The sequence below is a fragment of the uncultured Pseudoteredinibacter sp. genome (assembly GCF_947502065.1).
Classification (GTDB): Bacteria; Pseudomonadota; Gammaproteobacteria; order Pseudomonadales; family Cellvibrionaceae; genus Pseudoteredinibacter.
The window spans coordinates 421312-440609 of the sequence record NZ_CANMYE010000004.1 but is presented as its reverse complement, the minus strand read 5'-3'; the positions used below and the strand labels follow the sequence as shown (position 1 = coordinate 440609).

The following is a 19298-nucleotide window of genomic DNA, read 5'->3' as shown; positions in this document are numbered from 1 at the left end:
TGAACAGAACAGAGTTTCTTTTGAGTGTTTAGAAGGGAGTTCTTTTTACTGGGGGGCGTTGGTAGGGACGTCGGCTTCGACTAGGGTCAGAACCCTTGGGTTCTGACCCTGATTTAAGTATCAGCGGGTATTAAATACCACCATGGTTTTGCCTTTTACGGAAACCAAACCTTGGTCTTCTAAAGTTTTTAATACGCGGCCAACCATCTCACGTGAACAACCGACGATGCGGCCAATTTCTTGGCGAGTGATTTTAATCTGCATCCCGTCTGGGTGGGTCATGGCATCGGGCTCTTGGCTCAAATCCAAAAGCGTGCGGGCAACGCGGCCCGTTACATCTAAGAAAGCCAGATCGCCTACTTTACGAGTGGTGTTACGCAAGCGCTTAGCCATTTGACGGCCAAGGGCGTAAATAAATTCTGGATGGTTTTCAGAAATTTCACGGAACTTGGAGTAGCTGATTTCCGCAACTTCGCATTCTGTTTTGGCGCGAACCCAAGCACTGCGAGCATCGTTTTCTTCAAACAAGCCCATCTCACCGATAAAGTCACCTTCGTTAAGGTAGGCAACAATCATTTCGCGGCCTTCATCGTCTTCAATAACGACGGTGGCTGAGCCTCTAATAATGTAATACAGGGAGTCACTATTATCGCCCGCATAGATCAGGGTACTTTTCGCTGGGTACCGGCGTCTGTGGCAATAGCTTAAAAATTCTTCCACATGTTCAATATGCGGGGTTAATGGAACGTTATTCAATGTTGACTCCTGGCATCTACGCTTCTGCGTCTGACCCGTTACTGCATCCATCGCAACTCTGCTGATCCATTCAGCGCCTGTGCCACCAAGCTTGAATACTACAGGTTCTGCAGGCGCGTTTTCGACCGGGCCTTTATAGTTCTAAATTAAAGGTTTTTTGTTTTTTTTATTCCACGGTACAAATCCTAACTACCGTGGCGAAATTAGACAGCGATTATGGCGTTATTACTCCCCTGAATCCATACTTTAAGTTGTTTACTTGGCAAATATCCGATGAATTGTGACTTGTCACATGTTCAAGTTGTGATAGCTGCACGAGTAAAATGGCTACGCCTCGTCGTATACGCTGTGACGTATATCGCCAAATACGCTGACAAGGCTAGTAAAACTCATTGTTGCTGAATATTTGCCCAATGGAAGAGCTTTTGCTGCATAAGGATATAGAGACATAGCCTAAAGGAATGGAAAAAGCGCCTAGGTGCTTATGGTAACCTTAAGCTTTTGTTTGTCTGAGGAATATCATGAAAGCACAAGTGAAATGGGGCGGAAATGTAAATTTTGTAGCCACGACGGGAACAGGCCACACCATCCAAATGGATGGGCCAGAGGACAAAGGCGGACAAAACTTAGGCGCGCGCCCAATGGAGCTTATGTTGGTGGCGGTTGGCGGTTGCTCAAGCTATGACGTAGTAGGGATATTGCAGAAATCTCGACAAGATGTTGAAGATTGTGAGGTGTTCGTAGAAGGCGAGCGTGCGGATGCGGTGCCAGCGGTTTATACCAAAATTCATTTGAAGTTTGTGGTGAGTGGAAGAAAACTGAAGGAAAGCCAGGTGAAGAAAGCGGTTGAGTTGTCCGCGGAAAAGTATTGCTCGGCTTCGATTATGTTAACGAATGGGGGCGTTGAGTTGACCCATTCTTATGAGATTGTTGAGCTTGGGGAGTAGGTTCTAACATCCCGGCTTCGATGTGGGGTCAGAACCCACGGGTTCTGACCCCGAGTGTTGGCACTTTGCGTTTGGTATGGTGGTGTCGGATCGAAGCCGCATTTCTTTGCTTCGGAGGTTGGTGTTTTAGGCTGAAAGGTCGTGGCTCCGATGTGGGGTCAGAACCCAAGGGTTCTGACCCCGGGTGTTGGCACTTTGTGTTTGGTATGGTGGTGTTTGATCGAAACTGCGTTTCTTTGTTTCGGGGGCGGGGTTTATAGATTTAAACATCTCGGCTTCGATGTGGGGTCAGAAGCCGAGGGTTCTGACCCCGGCCTGAGGTTAGATGCGGTAGCTGGTTTTAGTCATGGCCTTGGACATTAGGCTCATGGCATGTTTGATGGGGCCTGGGAAGCGTATTCCGCCAGCCTCTAGTGCGGCGTGAGAGTGCTTAGCCTCATCTTCCAGCATTTGCTCAACGATCGCACGGCTTTTGCTGTCTTGCTCTGGCAGTACTTCTAAATGCTCTTCTAAATGCGCACATACCTGATCTTCAATAGCGGAAACAAAGCCTAAGCTGACTTTGTCACTGATTAAGCCGGCGGTTGCCCCCATACTGAACGATAGGCCGTACCACATTGGGTTAAGCAAGCTGGTGTGGCTGCCCAGTTGGCGGGTACGTTCTTCACACCATGCTAGGTGATCAATCTCTTCATCGGCGGCATGCTCCATCTCTTCGCGCACCGCTGGTAACTTAGCGGTTAGGGCTTGGCCTTGATACAAGGCTTGCGCCATCACTTCACCAGTGTGGTTCACCCGCATCAAACCTGCAGCATGTTTACGCTCGGAATCACTCATCTCGGCTTCATCTTGCCCAGTGGCGGGAGATGGGCGGCTATGGGCTTGGGTGTCGGGGCTTAGGGTGCGCAGGGCGCGATCGGCTTGACCGATCAGCTGATCTACTAAGCTATGGCGGCGTAGGCTGCTCATAAGTTGCTCGCTACTGGCTTTTAAAAACACCATTCTACTGTATCCTGAAGCAGAGATAAAAACTATCAGCAGTTATACTTTCGCTCGTCTAATGGTTGTGTATGTTTAGGAAGCAAGCAAATGAATGAAGATCTAAAAGCCGTATTTGATAGCCGCCCACCGCTGGTGGTGCTGGAAAGCTATGATGAGAAAACCGCTTTAGATCAAATATTGGAGCAATCGCGTGCTAGGCGGCAGTCGGTGTATCGCTGGTCAGTAACAGATGGCCTTGCGCGCTTAACCTTTGGCCCGCAGCTAAATATGAGCTCGGATACTGCCGAGCCAGAAAAGGTGTTGGAGCATATTAAAGCCTCCACCAAACCAGGCTTGTTTGTACTGTGTGATTTCCACCCTTTCTTTAGCGAAAGCCCCAAGATTATTCGCCTATTAAAAGATATCGTCTTGAATCATGCGGCGGTTGCGCACTGCCTCGTTTTTCTCAGTCACAAAATTGAGCTGCCGCCTGAATTGGTTCGCTACAGTGCAAGAGTAGAGTTAATTCCACCGAATGATGAAGAGGTTATGAACATTGTTCGCGAAGAAGCCAGCAAGTGGGCCGCTGAGCAAAGTGCGGATCGCGTTAAGGCCGATCAAAAAGCCTTAGAGATGCTGGTGGCCAATGTGCGTGGCCTAGGGCACCAAGAAATTCGTCGCTTGGTGCGTGGTGCTATTGCTGATGATGGTGCGATTACCGAAGAAGATATTCCAATATTGAACCGCGCTAAGTTTGCCTTGATGGATATGGAAGGAGTGCTGAGCTTTGAGTATCGAACGGCGAAATTTGCCCAAGTGGGTGGCCTAGATAATTTAAAATTGTGGCTCAAGCAGCGTCAGCAAGCTTTTTTAAAAACCGGCAGCAAAGATGCTAAAGATACACCCAAAGGCATGTTGATGTTAGGTGTGCAAGGTGGTGGCAAAAGTTTGGCGGCAAAAGCTGTTGCGGGCATGTGGGATTTGCCGCTGCTGCGTTTAGATATGGGGGCGCTGTATAACAAGTACTTTGGTGAGACAGAGCGTAACCTGCGTGAATCATTAGCGCTGGCGGACAATATGAGTCCCTGCGTATTGTGGTTAGATGAAATTGAAAAAGGTTTGGCCCAAGGTGGTGAGGATCACGGGACTTCTAAGCGAGTACTGGGCACTTTACTTACGTGGATGTCCGAGCGCGATAAGCCTGTTTTTATTGTTGCGACCAGTAATGATATTAGTGCGCTGCCGGCTGAGCTGGTGCGCAAAGGTCGCTTTGATGAAATCTTTTTTGTCGATTTACCAGGGCCGCAAGCGCGCCAGAAAATTTTTGAAATACATCTCGCTAAGCGTGGCTATAAAACCGATATGGACTGGGCTGAATTACTGCGAGCAACCGAAGGTTTCACCGGTGCAGAAATTGAGCAGGCGATTATTGCTGCCGGTTACAGTGCGGGGGCTGATAAGCACGATGTAACGAGCTTGTCTTCTGAGCAATTGTTGGCTGAGATTTCTGTAAGTGTGCCGCTATCGCAGACTATGTCTGAACAGGTAGGAGCGTTGAGAAGTTGGGCGAAAGATAGGGCGGTGCCAGCGTAAAGCGGGGTCAGAACCCTCGGGTTCTGACCTCATGTGCAGGCACGATCTTGGTGGTGTTGCCTTGCGTTGGAAGAATTGCTTTGTGTCTTTGAAGCTCTGCCGCGTTGATTGTGACGAGTGTTTGTAGGGTGTGGGATTCTATTGGTGTAGGGACCTAATCGATAGCTTGGCTTCGAAGCGGGGTCAGAACCCAGGGGTTCTGACCCCATGTGCGGGCACGATCTTGGTGGTGTTGCTTTGCTTTGGAAGAATTACTTTGTGTCTTTGAAACTCTGCCGCGTAGATTGTGGCGAGTGTTTGTAGGGTGTGGGATTCTATTGGTGTAGGGACCTAATCGATACTTGGCTTCGAAGCGGGGTCAGAACCCAGGGGTTCTGACCCCTTGTGCGGGCACGATCTTGGTGGTGTTGCTTTGCTTTGGAAGAATTGTTTTGTGTCTTTGGAAAGCTGCCGTGTTGATAGGGGCGAGTGTTTGTAGGGTGTGGGATTCTATTGGTGTAGGGGGCTAATCGATAGCTCGGCTTCGAGAAGGGGTCAGAACCTATTGGTTCTGACCCCGCCCCGCGTTTGGTTTGGGCTTAGCTTTGTTCGCGGGCGATGGCTCGGTAGCCAATATCGTTGCGATAGAAGCTGCCTTCCCAGCTGATGGTTTTTACTAGCTTGTAAGCTTCGGCTTGGGCTTCGCTTACGCTATTACCTAAAGCGGTTGCACAAAGTACGCGACCGCCAGCAGTAACGACTTTGCCATCTTTCATGGCAGTGCCTGCATGGAAAACTTTGGCGATATCGCTGCCATTGTTTTCTAGACCGTGAATCTCATCACCTTTGTTGTAGCTTGCTGGGTAACCACCAGCTGCGAGTACAACACCCATAGCGGCGCGGCTATCCCAATCGGCGCTGGCCTGATCTAGCTTCTTATCTAGCGCGGCATTACACAGATCGACCAAATCAGATTGTAAGCGGATCATAATTGGTTGGGTTTCAGGGTCGCCAAAACGGCAGTTATATTCAATAACTTTTGGCTGGCCTTCAGCGTTGATCATCAAGCCGGCGTATAAGAAACCGGTGTAGTCATTGCCTTCTTTAGCCATGCCTTCTACGGTAGGAACAATCACTTGCTCCATAATGCGATCGTGAATTTCGCTAGTCACAACAGGAGCCGGAGAGTAAGCACCCATGCCGCCAGTGTTCGGGCCGGTATCACCATCGCCAACACGCTTGTGATCCTGGCTGGTGGCCATTGGCAAAATGTTTTTGCCGTCAACCATGACGATAAAGCTAGCTTCTTCGCCGTCTAGGAATTCTTCGATCACTACGCGACAACCTGCATCACCGAATGCATTGCCAGATAGCATATCTTTTACTGCGTCTTCGGCTTGCTCAAGAGTTTCAGCAACAATGACGCCTTTACCAGCGGCAAGGCCATCGGCCTTAACAACAATCGGCGCACCTTTTTCACGTAAGTAAGCTAAAGCAGGCTCAACTTCGGTGAAGTTTTGGTATTCGGCGGTAGGAATATCATGACGTGCTAAGAAGTCTTTCGTGAAAGCTTTCGAGCCTTCTAGCTGTGCGGCGCCTTGGCTTGGGCCAAAGCAGCGAAGGCCACGCTCGGCGAAGTAATCGACAACGCCATCAACCAGTGGGGCTTCAGGGCCAACGATGGTTAAGCCAACATTATTTTGCTCGGCAAAATCCGCTAGCGCTTTAAAATCACCAACGCCGATAGCGATGTTTTCTAATTTGTCTTCCAGTTCTGTGCCAGCATTACCAGGTGCAACAAAAACTTTTTCAACATCAGCGCTTTGCGCCGCTTTCCAGGCCAAGGCATGCTCGCGCCCACCTGAACCGATCACCAATATATTCATAATATTTCGTCAGATGTGAGAGGTTGGATGAGCCAAGCTTGCGGCAACATCGCCTCTGAAAGTTTAAATGTAAATCGTGCAGATCTACCGGGGTCAGATCCCAAAGGGATCCGACCCCTAACTAATCTATTAATGGAATTTTAAGGAGTGATTTTACAGTTCTGGCAAGGCGCCTCGGAGCGCAGGGCGGGAGCGTACGCATAGTACGTGACCAACCGAGCACCGAAGCAACGCCGCCAGGGCTGTAAAAGCGCCCTTAAAAACCATTAATGGCGGAAGTGTCGCATTGAAGTAAACACCATCGCCATCCCAGCTTCATCAGCGGCTGAAATCACTTCTTCATCACGAATCGAACCACCTGGCTGTATCACACAGCTAATGCCAACCTTGGCAGCATTATCAATACCGTCACGGAATGGGAAGAAAGCATCGGAAGCCATGCAGCTGCCTTTTACTTCTAGGCCCGCGTGCTCAGCTTTAATGGCAGCGATACGTGCAGAGTTTACGCGGCTCATTTGGCCGGCGCCAACACCAATGGTCTGGCCGTTTTTGCCGTAAACAATCGCGTTGGATTTCACCATCTTGGCGACTTTCCAAGTGAACAGTAAATCGCGAATTTCTTCTTCAGTTGGTACGCGTTTGGTGACCACTTTTAAGTCACTCGCCGTTACCATACCTAGATCACGATCTTGCACTAATAAACCACCGGCTACGCGCTTAAGATCGAAGCTTGCTGCTGTTTCACCCCAGGCTCCACACTCCAGCAAACGAACGTTTTTCTTTTCAGCAACAGCCGCTTTGGCCTCCGCGCTGATGCTTGGGGCAATAATCACTTCCACAAACTGCTTGGCGCAGATATTCGAAGCGGTTGTTGCATCCAGCTCGCGGTTGAAAGCGATAATGCCACCAAAGGCCGATTCTGGATCGGTCGCAAAGGCTAGTTCGTAGGCGGTATTAATATCGGCCGCAACGCTCACACCACAAGGGTTGGCGTGCTTCACGATCACACAGGCTGGCTCGTCAAATAGTTTAACGGTTTCCAGTGCGGCATCGGTATCGGCGATATTGTTGTAAGAAAGCTCTTTACCTTGAATTTGCTCAGCGCTAGCAATGGTGCCGGCCGCTGCATCTTTCTCAACGTAAAAGGCGCTGTCTTGGTGAGAGTTTTCACCGTAACGCATATCTTGAGCTTTAGTAAACTGACTGTTGAACGTGCGGGCAAACTTATCGTTACCACCAGGCACCATGCGGCCGAAGTAGTTGGCGATGGCACCGTCATAAGCAGCGGTGTGTTCATAAGCTTTAATGGCCAAATCAAAGCGAGTTGCTTGGCTGGTTGCGCCATCGTTGGCTTGCATTTCCGCAATAATCGCTTCGTAATCGCTGGCGTTAACCACGATATTTACAAAGGCATTATTTTTAGCAGCTGCGCGCACCATGGTTGGGCCGCCGATATCGATGTTCTCGATAGCGTCTTCCAAACTACAACCTTCTTTAGCAACGGTTTGCTCGAACGGGTATAGGTTTACCACAACCATGTCGATTGCATTAATGCCGTGCTCAGCCATTACGCTATCGTCTTGGCCGCGACGAGCTAAAATGCCGCCATGTACTTTCGGGTGCAAAGTTTTGACACGGCCATCCATCATTTCTGGAAAACCGGTGTAATCCGAAACTTCGGTTACTGCGATGTTGTTTTCTTGCAGCAAGCGGAAGGTGCCGCCAGTGGAAAGCAACTCAACGCCCATAGCGCTAAGCTGCTGGGCAAATTCAACAATACCTGATTTATCAGACACACTGATCAGTGCGCGTTTTACGGCAACCAGGTTTTGGTCATTGCTAGAGCTCATGGGTAGATCCTGTTAGTGATCGAAAAATGAATCGATTAAAAAATCGTTTCTATCTGTCTCTATATCCGTTTTCAGCGCGACTTAAAGTAGGCCGTACTGCTTCAACTTTTTACGCAGAGTGCCACGGTTTAGGCCCAAAACTTGTGCAGCTTTAGTTTGGTTGTGGCGGGTGTGCTTCATGATCACTTCTAGCATTGGTGCTTCAACTTCGGCCATTACCAACTCGTATACGTCGGTAACACTCTGGCCTTCCAAGTTGCGGAAGTAGTTTTCCATCGCAATTTCAACGCTGTCACGCAAAGACTGGTTACGGCTGGTGTCGGTCAGCTGATTAGTCTCAACAGGCGTGTTCGCAACCGGTGCTTCAGTGGCGAAAGTTTCTACGCTATTCATGCGGCTTGTTCCTCTATAGTCTTGATTAAGTCGTCGAACAGTTGTTCGACATAATGCTGTTGTTGTTGGCAGTCTTCCAATTTGTTAAAGGTTTGGCGCAGGCCAGACCAATCGAAATCTGCCATATGGGTATTAACAGTATCCGCAGCCAAAGTTTGCAGATACCAGCCCATATGTTTACGGGCAATGCGCAAACCGAGGTAATCACCATAGTATTGATGTAATGCCTCGAGATGCTGGCTAATCGTGGTTTGTATGATTTCCAAACTCGGTAATGGTGCGGTTTTTTGTTCTTGGAGATAGTGGTTAATTTCTTGGAAAATCCAAGGGCGCCCTTGGGCTCCTCGGCCTACCATTACTGCCGCGGCCTGAGTGTGGTCTAAGACCTGTTTGGCTTTGTGCGGGCTCGTAATATCGCCGTTGGCGATGACAGGAATATGGATGCTTTGCACTATTTCGGCAATGGTGTCGTATTCGGCTTCGCCTTTAAAGCGACAGGCACGGCTGCGGCCATGCACGGTAAGGGCTTGGATGCCAGAATCTGCTGCTATGCGAGCGACGTTAAGGCCATTGCGCTCTTCGGGTGACCAGCCGGTGCGTATTTTTAGAGTTACCGGCACATCTACGGCGGCAACTACCTGTTGCAGGATATCAGTTACCAGGGCTTCATCGCGTAAAAGGGCGGAGCCGGCGGCTTTATTACAGACCTTTTTAGCTGGGCAACCCATGTTGATATCGACGATCTGTGCGCCATGCTCTACGCAAGCTTGTGCAGCTTGGGCCAGCATCGCTGGTTCGGCACCGGCGATTTGTACGGCACGAGGTTCGGCTTCGTTTTTGTCGATAATACGCTGTTGGGATTTGCGGCTATGCCACAGCTTGGTATCTGAAGTCAGCATTTCGGCCGTTACCATGCCCGCACCGAACTGCTTACACAGGCGGCGAAAAGGCTGATCTGTAATACCAGCCATAGGCGCCAGTACAACTGGGCTGTGGATCTGGTATGGGCCAATATGAAACAAGTGTCTTTCCTGCAAGCTGGTTCAAGACCGTCGCTAAGCCATTGTTTTTCAATGATCTTAGGTGTCAGGTCAGTTTTGGTGTGAGTAGTCACTTACCGGCAATCGTTATGATGCTGGTAACTGCTTATTTTTCCACCAGGTCCCGAAAAAGGGCGCATATGATACCTGTAGAGACCCCGCTAAGGGAAGTGGGAATTTGTTCGATTTGCCGTTTTTTTGATCGGTCAAAGGTGGTTGGGTAAAGCTGGCGCTTAAATTTTCATTTTCTGGAGTGTGGGCTTGCACTTTGCCTTGGGGGTTTTTAAACATCTCGGCTTCGAGATGGGGTCAGATCCCTAGGGATCTGACCCCGATTCTGAACCCGTGGGACCTGACCCCGATTCTGACCGCCACCGATGTGGCTGCTGTTGTTGCTTATTTAACGTTGACTTTGTAGTTGACGGCTTGCTCGCCTGGGTCGACTATCTCTAGGGATAGATGGATTGGGCGCTGAATAGGCATGATGCTGGCACCGGCCAGCTCGCCGGCTAGATACTCAGCGGGACGGAAGCTGCGGCTTGCGATGGCTTTGCCGTCGATGTCGCTAAAGCTTAGTTGGATGTCCGGAAATTCTTGTTCAAAATTGGCTAGGTTCAGCAGCACCATGTCCACTACTAGGGCCTGCTCTTGTTCTGGGTGGCTACGTACCACTAAATTGGAGGCCTTCAGTTTGCTTAAATCAACCTGTGGGGGCAAGCTGCAGCCGATAAAATTACAAGCCGTTTGATAGAATCCGCGATAGGGTGGTTGTAGATTTAAATCATCAAACTTAAGCCAAGCCAGTTGCCCAATAGCAACTATAATCGCAAGAAATGCGCCGCTCCCCCAAAGCCAATTCCAGCTGGGCTTTTCTTGGCGAAACTCCATCTCCAGCGGCTCGGGCTCAATGCTGTCGATCATTTCCGCTTTGCTGGGCTCTTCCTCCGTTACCGCAGGGATTGTGGCGGTATCAACGGTTCCTAGCGGCGCTTGTTCTGCAGTGGGGGCCTCAAAGTTTGGCTCGATTGCTGTGTCGTGAGCGGTCTCGGCTTGTTCAAGATGATATTCACTGTCTTGCGCAAGACTAAGACTACCGACCTTAATTGAATCCATACTGAGCGCATCTTCGAGCTCGTCACTGAGGTCTAACTCGTCAAATTCGCTCTCTTTACGTGGTTCTTGGTCAGCTAGCTGGCTGGCTTCAGGGGCAAAGAAAGGGTCGCTTTGGCTTTCTGATTCGGTAAGTAATTCTGGCTCCGCTGGATGTTTGCGGTCTAGTGCTTGCTCGATTTGGGACTGCTCACTTTTATGCTCAGCGGCCTCTAGCTCTTTCATCATCATTTCAAGAGCCCAGCTTTCATCTAAACCATCTTCATCTTGCTCTTGAGGTTCTGAACCAAAGGCCTGTGGCAGGTGGTGGCTGGTTTCTGGCTTTTGTTTAAAGTGCTCGGTATCGTCATCAATAAAGCGCGCCTCTTCTTCCTCTGGCGCTTGTGCTGTCAAAGTTGGGGCCGCGATATCTTCAATGGGCTGCGCAAGAATCTCATCGGGTTCGCCATTGAGGGTTTCTTGTTTGTGCTCGATAGTGGGCGCTTGCTCTTCTTCAGATTCGCGGCTCAATGGGGCGGTATTCAAACCGTTGTGATCAGGGGCTGCTGCCGTTAATTCTGCAAAGGGCTCATCATCAAAGCTGAGTGACAATTCCTTATCGGTATCATTAGAGCCGCTATTGTCGCTGTCTTGTGCTGAATCACTTAAATCGGCTTCAATGCTTGGTTTGCTGTTATCGTCTTCATGGGAAAAGCTTGCAGTTTCTAACTTATCTCCATCAAGACTCTGCTCGGCCAGTTGGCTAAGCTCATTGAAAAAATCATTGTTAGCGATTGGCTCTTTAGTTGCTTCAGAGGCACTAGTGTCCTCGGCGCTCGCTGCTGCAAAGGGTGTTTCAAAGTTGCTAATTGTAGTTTCATTGAGTGGCGCGGCTGGAGGCTCTATATCGAGCCCTTCAGAGAAAGCCTCATCCAATTCTTGGTCCAGCTGCTCAGCAAGACTTTGGTCGATTTGCTCGAAGGGATCTTCTTCGTTGTCTTCATTGGCAAGCTCCTGAAAATCAGAGCCTATCGAGTTGTGTACTGCAGCGTCGCTCCTGGGGTAGTCGTCCCAGCTTGCTACAGCCGTGGCTTCGCTCGCCTTATTGTCTTCCAAGGCTGAGTCATGGCTGAGTTCAGAGGAGGTGGGGCTTGCAGTTTGCTCAGGCGTATCCGCAACAGCGATATTGGTTTCGGGACTTTCGCTTGTATTGGTGAGAATTAAACCGTCGTTGACGCGGTGATCTATCGCTTTAAAAACTTGCAGGCATGAACCGCAGCGCACAGCACCTTTGGCGCTGGCGAGCTGCTGGCTGTTAACATTAAACGCAGTGCTGCAAGCTGGGCAGCGGGTGACCATATTATCCACTATGTTTCTTGTTATTCCTGATCTTATCCGTTTGAACTTGCTGTTCGATCAACAGGCCTTCTGGCCACAGTGTAGCGGCTCCGTGCTGATTGAGCCACTATCTATGATGTTGGTGGTTCGCAGAGTTTGCACAAGCTCTCTAATGGCGACTTAATCTTTAACCTTAGTTGCGGTTAGGCAGACCCACTCTTCACGCTGCTGCGGCTCAGCAAAGTTAAACCAAGGGCGATAGGCTTGCATCACAACTTCAGCTTGATTGTGTAGAATGCCAGATAGGCAAAGTTTGCCACCGAGTTTGGTCAGCGAGCTTAGGCTGGGCGCCAGCTCTGCCAATGGCCCAGCTAGGATGTTGGCCAGCATTAGATCGGCAGGCTCTTGAGGGCATTTATTCGGTAAAAATACGGTGATGGAATCTTTGGGAAGATGATTACGTTCGGTGTTTTCTCGGGTTGCTATAAGTGCTTGGGGATCAATATCCACACCAATCGCGCTATCAGCCCCCTTTAATAGTGCGCCAATAGCTAGGATTCCTGAGCCGCAGCCATAATCGATAACGCTTTGCTTTTCTATATCTTGTTGTGCCAGCCACTGCAGGCACAGAAACGTTGTTGGGTGGGTACCAGTGCCGAACGCTAGGCCCGGGTCAAGCATCAGGTTGATAGCTTCGGGTTCTGGCGGCTCTATCCAGCTAGGGCAAATCCAAAAATTATCCGCACACTTAATGGGGTGGTAATTTTTCATCCACTCCCGTTCCCAGTCTTTGTCTTCTAGCTGCTCCCAGCGGCCAGTAACATTTTGCTGAGAGAAGTTCTTTGCAATAGCTTCGGTATCAACAGTTGCTTCATATAAGCCTGTTACACGAGTTTCTTGCCACAAGGGAGTTTCCCCTAGTGCGGGTTCCAATATGGGCTGGTCTGCATTATCTTGCAGAGTGACCGATACGGCTCCGGTTGCCAACATTAAGTCTTCGATAGCTTCTGCTTGATTGCGATCGGAATCAATTTTAAATTGTAACCAGGGCATAATAGATCTCGGTATGGGGTGTTTCGCGTTGAATTACCGTAGCGACTGTTTGGCTACAGTGGGCCACCTTATATAAATTGGGCGGTGCTATTATACTGAGCATCACTATAAAGCCCAGCGCTGTAATGGCATCGGCTGAATACTAATAATGGACTGCGGATATGGAACAGGAAAAACGCGCCTCGTGCCGGGTAAAAGTTCTTTGCCGGATGAAGATCTATCACGACAGCTTTGGGGAGAAAGAGGTCAATACTCGTGATGTTTCTGATGATGGGCTTTTTTTGCTGTTAGACTCTGAGATTCTGCCGCCAATGGGCACAGTAATTCAAGGGCAGTTGTTAGGCAGTGCCGGCCCGCAAGCGCTATTAAATTTGGAAATTGTTCGTTGCGAAGAAACTGGGGCTGGCTTTAAAGTTCACAAATCGGCCGCCTGTCTTGATTTGCCCGATCGCTTCAAAAAAACAGAAGCTTAATTGCTGCTCTGGCAACTAAGTGTCGTGGTATTGCCTAAAGTGTGAACTGCGGCTCACTAAGTGCAAGCTTACCGGCTTAGGCCCAACTTAAGTGCCGTGGACAAGCTATAGGTGCATCGCTAAGCTTCTCCTTTGATTGTCGTTTTATTAGCTTCTAGGTATTTCTGTGCCCTTTAAAAAATCCCATGTCCCACCCGATTTATTGGAAAAAAACAAACCGCAGCAGCAGCGCGCTGTGCAAACCTATGAGGGTATTTTGAATGCTGCCAGTGAGCTTCTTGTAGAGCTGGGGGTGGAGCGGATTTCAACCAATCTGATCGCTGAGCGGGCCGGCATAACTGTGCCGGCACTGTATCGCTATTTTAAGAATAAATACGCTGTGCTCTATGCATTGGGTGCGCGCTTGATGGATCGGCAGAATCAAATACTGGTGGAATGGCATGAAACCTATTTTGACCCAAGCGAGCCAGAGCGCTTGTTTGTTGAGGTTGAAGGCCTGGTGCGGCAAACCTACGACGTCACCCGTGAGCAGCCAGCGAGCTTGCCCGTGCTTTCTGCCATGAGAGCTATTCCGATACTGCAGGAGGTTCGCTTACAGTCGCATAAGCGCATGACTCAATGGTTGTTGAGCCAGTGGCAGGCTTTCTATGAAATTGATGATGAAGAGCGAATTGGCGTGCAAAGCCGAATGTCGATGGAGGTTGCTATGACGGCGGTAGAAATGTCCATCGAAGATAGTGACACATCTGCAGATATTGCTATCGAAGAGGCGGCTAAAATCATCGTTTTGTATTGGCGCGATATGATCAGCCGGATGAGCTACAAGGGTAGCTAAACTCCTTGTTTTATTGAAATTGTTTTATACCTGTAATGGTGTGGGTTATTTCTTTGGTTTAAAAGTTAGTTATAGCTAGCTTTAAGTGCTTGCTTGGGTTAGGATTTAAGCTGGAAGAAAAATAGAGAATAAAAACGCATCCTTAAATGGGCCTAATTATGAAAGCTATTTATCTAATTATTGCGGCTTGGCGTTCGCGAGTGCTTAGCTTGCTTCTGATGGTTTTGATGGCAGGGGGGTTGCTGGCCTGTAGCGAATCCGACCAGCCTGCAGCCGAGCAGAAAGCCAAGGTTAATTTCCGGCAGCTGCCCGAAGATCCGCAATTGGCGGCTCTTTATCAGCGCAGCTGTATTGCATGTCACGGTACCAGAGCGCCAGCAATTCCGCAGACTGGAGATATAGCAGCTTGGCAGCCTCGAGCGGCAAAAGGCATGGACGCTTTATTAGATAATGTCATCAATGGCGTTGGTGGTATGCCTCCATTGGGCATGTGTATGGATTGTGAGCCAGAGCAGTTTGAAGCCTTGATTGAATTTATGGCCGCCGGCGCGCTAACGAAGTAACTTCTAAAACAGGCCGCTTGTAGATAAGAATCTGAGTATGTGGTCGGGTATGTGGTAAAAATAAAAAGGTTAAAAATGACCAATCGACGTCAATTTTTAAGTGCATTGGTAGCGACAGCGACAACGGCCGCTGTGAACCCAACCATCAGTTTGGCGGCTTCGGCGACCTCCGGTCCTGGTAGCGCTACAGCGAAAAAGAAGCGAAGAATTCCTTGGCGTAACTGGTCGGGTTCACAAGAGTGTTTTCCCGCAGCGCGCAAGGCACCTTCTACAGTGGCGGAATTGCAGGACTTGGTAACGGCCGCTTCAGGTATTGTGCGCCCTGTGGGTGCCGGTCACTCCTTTATGCCCTTGGTGCCTACTGACGATACGATTATTTCTTTGAGTCGCCTCGCCGGTGTTATTGAGCATGATGAGCAAAGTAATACTGCGCTTATTTGGTCGGGAACACGTTTGGGGGATATTGGTGCGCCGCTTGCTGAGCGAGGTCAGGCGCTGATTAATATGCCTGATATTGACGAACAAAGTTTGGCCGGTGCAATTTCTACAGCAACACATGGGACTGGCGCTGGCTTGGGGTGTATGTCTAGCTACGTAGAAGGTCTGCAGCTTCTTACCGCAAATGGAGAGCTTATCGATTGCAGTGCAGAAAATAACGCCGATATTTTTAAGGCGGCCCAGGTAGGCTTGGGTTCCTTGGGGATTGTGACTCAAATTCGCATGCGCAATGAACCGCTTTATCGTTTGCGACGTGAAACTGAGTGGATGCCCATCGAGGACATTCTCGCTCAGGTGGATCAGCTGGCTGATAATAATCGAAACTTCGAGTTTTACTATATTCCTTTTTCTGGCATGGGTTTTACCGATGTTCATAACATCACCGATGAGGAGTCTTCTCGCACCGAAGAGCTTGATCAAAATGATGGCGCCAATACGCTGAAAAGTGTACGTGATTGGCTAGCTTGGTCGCCAAAGATTCGTGAGCTGATTCTGTCTTCTTATATGAGTAGCCTCGATAAAGAAGTGGTGGTGGCTAATTCTTGGGAAAACTATGCCAAAGAGCGTAATGTGCGCTTTAATGAAATGGAATATCATTTGCCACGTGAAAATCTTGTAGCGGCTTTTAAGGAGATTCGTACCGAAGTAGAAAGTAACTTTCCTGAGGTATTTTTCCCATTTGAAGTGCGCGTGGTGAAATCTGATGATATCTGGTTGAGCCCTTTTAGTGGTCGTGAAAGTTGCTCTATTGCAGTGCATCGTTTTTTCCAAGAAGATTTTAAACCTTTGTATGGGGCTGTTGAGCCTATTTTGAAAAAATATGGTGGCCGTCCACACTGGGGTAAGCTAAATACTTTAAGTGGTGCCGACTTAGCGCAGTTGTATCCTCGTTGGAATGATTTTAAAGCCCTGCGTCAGCAGCTTGATCCGCAGGGTAAGTTTCTAAACCCCTATTTGAAAGGCGTTTTTTCTTAAAAGAGCTGGAAGCCAATATGCAAAAAACAAAAAGAAATATGCTGCTAGGCTTGGGGGCTGCGGGTATTGCTGCCGCGGCTTTAAAGCCTAGGGATAATGGCGGGGCGCATAGCGATTACTTTAAGGCGCTTAGTCACAATTTGGCGGAGGCTGATGTGTCTCAACCCAGTTTAGTGATTGATCGGGCCAGACTAAAACAAAATATCGCAACGCTACTTAAGCATATCAATGGGCGCTTTCATTTTCGGATTGTGGCCAAATCGTTGCCGTCTATTAACTTGCTCAAAGAGGTGATGGAGCAGGCCAGCAGCAATCGCTTAATGCTCTTTCATCAGCCATTTGCTAATCAAGTGGCGGCGGCCTTTCCTGAATCGGATGTGCTGTTTGGTAAGCCCATGCCGGTGGCAGCAGCCAAGAATTTTTATCGCCAATTGCAAGGTGAGTTTAACCCCGATGTGCAATTGCAGTGGCTTATCGATAGCCCTGAAAGGCTAAAGCAGTATTCGGCCTTGGCCGAGCGCTTGGGGCGCAAAATGCGCATCAATATCGAGATTGATGTGGGCTTGCATCGTGGTGGTGTGAGCAATACCGATGATCTTTTGGAGATGTTGGCGTTGATCAAAAATAGCGCTTTGTTGAGCTTTTCCGGTTTGATGGGCTATGAGCCCCATGTGGTTAAGCTGCCGGGCGATGTCTTATCCCATCGTGATAAGGCGATGACTGAGTATCAGAAATATTTAGATGTTGCGGTACAGTTCTTTGGGGCTTTAGATTCTAGCTGGACGCTAAACGCGGCGGGAAGCCCGACTTATCAACTTTATGATGAAGGTGAATTCCCTCACAATGAACTGGCTGCGGGTTCCTGTTTAGTAAAGCCTACGGATTTTGATATGCCTAGCTTGGCCGATCATGTGGCGGCATCTTTTATTGCGACACCGGTGATTAAGGCCTTGCCGAACACAGAGCTACCAGGTGTGGCAGCGCTGGGTAAACTGATGGCTTGGTGGAATCCCAATCGTGAGCGTAGTTTCTTCACCTATGGCGGTTACTGGAAGGCAAAAACCGAATCGCCTGCTGGCTTGAGTACAAACCCTGTGTTTGGTCGCTCTACTAATCAAGAGATGCTTAACGGCTCACGCTCAGTAGAGCTGGCGGCGGATGATTGGGTGTTTTTAAGGCCAACACAAAGTGAGTTTGTGTTTTTGCAATTTGGTGATATTGCGGTTATGGAAAATGGCGAACTAAGCGAACGTTGGCCGGTGTTTCAGCAGCAGGTTTAAAACTCTGCTGCTTTCTCTGTTTGGGGGCTATAAATCCAATTGCGAACGCAGATCAGCCATGCGCTTTTGGTTTTCTTCTTTAGAAAGCGGCTCGCCGATATCTTCTGGCAATGCTTTAATTTCTGGCATGCTGAGCTTATTGCCGGCCAATACCTGCTCGCAATATTTCTCGTAGCATTGTTTAAAAATCGGGAAGGCTGTTTTCTCAGCATTGCTGGCCAGCATAAACCAGCCGGCTTCTTTACCCGCTAGGTAAACAGCAGGGTGGCTCCAATTGGCTTCGGCTTTAGGGCTTGGGGCACCGCAAGCTTCTTGGTAAGCGCTATAGGGCGCTGGAAGTCCATGCTGAGCTGGTTCACCTTCACAGGCGCGAATCATTTTGTTTAATGTGGGTAGGTAATCGGAGGTTTCCATTACCCGCTTAGCGCCACGCAAGATGGTTTCATTATCGAAGCGCTGTAAACCATCCAGCCACAGGCGTTTGGCTTGACCGAGTAGCTCATCGCTACCAAAAGCACTGTGGTATTGATTGTGGTAATTGATGCGAAACAAGCTGAAAACCTGATTGATGGTTTCCTTGCGAGCTAGTACTTCTTCGCTGTTGGCGTTACCAGGATGTGTCAGTGAGGTCTTCGACAAGGCTGCGCTCTCTCGTGCTGCGTGGCTGCTGATTGCTGCCGTTATTATTGGCTACTACGGCCTTTTGTTGCAACTTATGTTGCTGGGCCCAGTGGTATTTTACGTGTTGCAAAAATTTGGTATTCCAAGAGCTGTGTGCTTGCTTGGTTTCTTTCCAGTAGAGAATAAATTCTGGCAGCTGCTGCTGGGCAAAATTCATATCAATGTTAGCCATGCGCAAGATGTCATAAACATCGGCACTGGCCTGCCAGTTGTCTGGGATAATATGCGGGTTGGCATCGTTAGCAACCGAAGACTGGAAGCGCGCCCACTGGCGTCGTACATGCTGAATAAATTTGGTATTCCAAGTATCTGCACTGGTGCCTTTTTCATGCCAGTAAAGAATAAACTCGGGGATGGCATCTTCCACAAACTGTGGGGTAATGCCCGCATGTTTAATCATCATCTCCATGGCTTCATGGCTAGGGCGCCAATTGAAGTCGATGGGGCGCATTTGATCCCTTTGATGGGTAAAGGTTTCGCGCTCGCGCCATTTGTGAATAACGCGGTTAATAAACTTTGAGCTCCAAGATTTATGCGACTCGCCACTGTCACGCCAAAACGTTACAAATTCAGCCACCTGGGCTTTGGCAAAAGCCTCTTCGACATTCATTTGGCGTAGGCGCTGCAAGGTTTCCATATCGGGTTGCCAATTGGGAGGAATCAAGGTGGCACCGGGTTGAGCTTTGCTCACTTGATTCTTTAAATGGCTGGAAACGATGGGCAGGCCTTGGCGGCGTGGGCTGCTCTCGGCGGGTGCGACAGGCTGCTCGGTAAAGCTAAATAACAGTTGCTGAGTTTGCTGAAATGGCGCCGAGGCTATGTGAATTAAGCCTTTGGCCGCCAAGCTTTTGCTTACTCGCTCGATATCAAGCTCATTAAAGAAAGGCAGGCGCTTTTCTTGATCGCTTTGCTTGAATAGCCAAAATTGCTGTTGGGCAGGCTCGCGGATATCGGCGAGCTCGGTCAATACCGCAAACAAGCAAGCTTCTTCTAGGCCAATAGTGGCCGCAAGGCTGGGCGAGAGCGCTAAAATTCGTTCTTGGTCAAATGGGGAAGTCATGGGGCGATATTACCATTGATTGGCGGGC

17 protein-coding genes are annotated in these 19298 nt (G+C 49.2%); 7 read left to right on the top strand and 10 right to left on the bottom strand.

The window, feature by feature from the left end; translation table 11 throughout:
* Positions 1–120 precede the first annotated feature (120 nt).
* Complete coding sequence (gene crp / locus Q1A41_RS13425; RefSeq protein WP_299979871.1) at positions 121–756, bottom strand: cAMP-activated global transcriptional regulator CRP; 636 nt, start codon at positions 754–756, stop codon at positions 121–123.
* A 521-nt stretch (positions 757–1277) separates the two neighbouring features.
* Here crp and Q1A41_RS13420 point away from each other — a divergent pair.
* Complete coding sequence (locus Q1A41_RS13420; protein ID WP_299979868.1) at positions 1278–1703, top strand: OsmC family protein; 426 nt, start codon at positions 1278–1280, stop codon at positions 1701–1703.
* A gap of 321 nt (positions 1704–2024) precedes the next feature.
* Here Q1A41_RS13420 and coq7 read toward each other — a convergent pair whose 3' ends face one another.
* Entirely contained in the window at positions 2025–2672 is a 648-nt protein-coding gene (coq7, locus tag Q1A41_RS13415; RefSeq protein WP_299979909.1) for a 2-polyprenyl-3-methyl-6-methoxy-1,4-benzoquinone monooxygenase, read from the bottom strand.
* Between the two features lie 120 nt (positions 2673–2792).
* Between coq7 and Q1A41_RS13410 the strand changes: the two genes are divergently transcribed.
* Positions 2793–4277, top strand: a complete 1485-nt coding sequence (locus tag Q1A41_RS13410) for an AAA family ATPase (protein WP_299979866.1) — start codon at positions 2793–2795, stop codon at positions 4275–4277.
* Positions 4278–4855: 578 nt separating this feature from the next.
* Here the strand turns inward: Q1A41_RS13410 and purD are convergent.
* The 6 genes from purD to prmA form a co-directional block, all read right to left on the bottom strand.
* Complete coding sequence (gene purD / locus Q1A41_RS13405) at positions 4856–6142, bottom strand: phosphoribosylamine--glycine ligase (protein ID WP_299979863.1); 1287 nt, start codon at positions 6140–6142, stop codon at positions 4856–4858.
* 266 nt (positions 6143–6408) lie between these two features.
* Positions 6409–7992: a bifunctional phosphoribosylaminoimidazolecarboxamide formyltransferase/IMP cyclohydrolase gene (gene purH / locus Q1A41_RS13400; protein ID WP_299979860.1), complete on the bottom strand. Its 1584-nt coding sequence runs from the start codon at positions 7990–7992 to the stop codon at positions 6409–6411.
* Between the two features lie 81 nt (positions 7993–8073).
* Complete coding sequence (gene fis / locus Q1A41_RS13395) at positions 8074–8385, bottom strand: DNA-binding transcriptional regulator Fis (RefSeq protein ID WP_166849727.1); 312 nt, start codon at positions 8383–8385, stop codon at positions 8074–8076.
* Complete coding sequence (dusB, locus tag Q1A41_RS13390; protein ID WP_299979857.1) at positions 8382–9407, bottom strand: tRNA dihydrouridine synthase DusB; 1026 nt, start codon at positions 9405–9407, stop codon at positions 8382–8384. Before dusB ends, fis begins: the two co-directional genes overlap by 4 nt.
* 414 nt (positions 9408–9821) lie before the next feature.
* Positions 9822–11873, bottom strand: a complete 2052-nt coding sequence (locus Q1A41_RS13385; protein ID WP_299979907.1) for a DUF3426 domain-containing protein — start codon at positions 11871–11873, stop codon at positions 9822–9824.
* 159 nt (positions 11874–12032) lie between these two features.
* Positions 12033–12905 (bottom strand): 50S ribosomal protein L11 methyltransferase, encoded by an 873-nt coding sequence (gene prmA / locus Q1A41_RS13380; protein WP_299979854.1) that lies wholly within the window; start codon positions 12903–12905, stop codon positions 12033–12035.
* A 161-nt stretch (positions 12906–13066) separates the two neighbouring features.
* Here prmA and Q1A41_RS13375 point away from each other — a divergent pair, with 161 nt between their 5' ends.
* The 5 genes from Q1A41_RS13375 (at position 13067) to Q1A41_RS13355 (ending at position 17529) form a co-directional block, all read left to right on the top strand.
* On the top strand, positions 13067–13378 hold the full coding sequence (locus Q1A41_RS13375; protein WP_299979851.1) for a PilZ domain-containing protein: 312 nt from the start codon (positions 13067–13069) through the stop codon (positions 13376–13378).
* Positions 13379–13544: 166 nt separating this feature from the next.
* Positions 13545–14213 carry a TetR/AcrR family transcriptional regulator gene (locus Q1A41_RS13370; protein ID WP_299979848.1) on the top strand — a complete coding sequence of 223 codons (669 nt, stop codon included), beginning with the start codon at positions 13545–13547 and terminating at the stop codon, positions 14211–14213.
* A 158-nt stretch (positions 14214–14371) separates the two neighbouring features.
* The gene (locus Q1A41_RS13365; RefSeq protein WP_299979845.1) at positions 14372–14776 is read left to right on the top strand and encodes a c-type cytochrome; all 405 of its coding nucleotides are present in this window, start codon (positions 14372–14374) and stop codon (positions 14774–14776) included.
* Positions 14777–14851: 75 nt separating this feature from the next.
* Entirely contained in the window at positions 14852–16249 is a 1398-nt protein-coding gene (locus Q1A41_RS13360; protein WP_299979842.1) for a D-arabinono-1,4-lactone oxidase, read from the top strand.
* Positions 16250–16266: 17 nt separating this feature from the next.
* Entirely contained in the window at positions 16267–17529 is a 1263-nt protein-coding gene (locus tag Q1A41_RS13355) for a DSD1 family PLP-dependent enzyme (RefSeq protein ID WP_299979839.1), read from the top strand.
* A 27-nt stretch (positions 17530–17556) separates the two neighbouring features.
* Here the strand turns inward: Q1A41_RS13355 and Q1A41_RS13350 are convergent, their stop codons facing one another.
* On the bottom strand, positions 17557–18168 hold the full coding sequence (locus Q1A41_RS13350) for a replication protein P (protein WP_299979836.1): 612 nt from the start codon (positions 18166–18168) through the stop codon (positions 17557–17559).
* Positions 18137–19270 (bottom strand): DnaT-like ssDNA-binding domain-containing protein, encoded by a 1134-nt coding sequence (locus Q1A41_RS13345; protein ID WP_299979833.1) that lies wholly within the window; start codon positions 19268–19270, stop codon positions 18137–18139. The genes Q1A41_RS13350 and Q1A41_RS13345 overlap by 32 nt, the downstream gene beginning before the upstream one ends.
* Positions 19271–19298 lie beyond the last annotated feature (28 nt).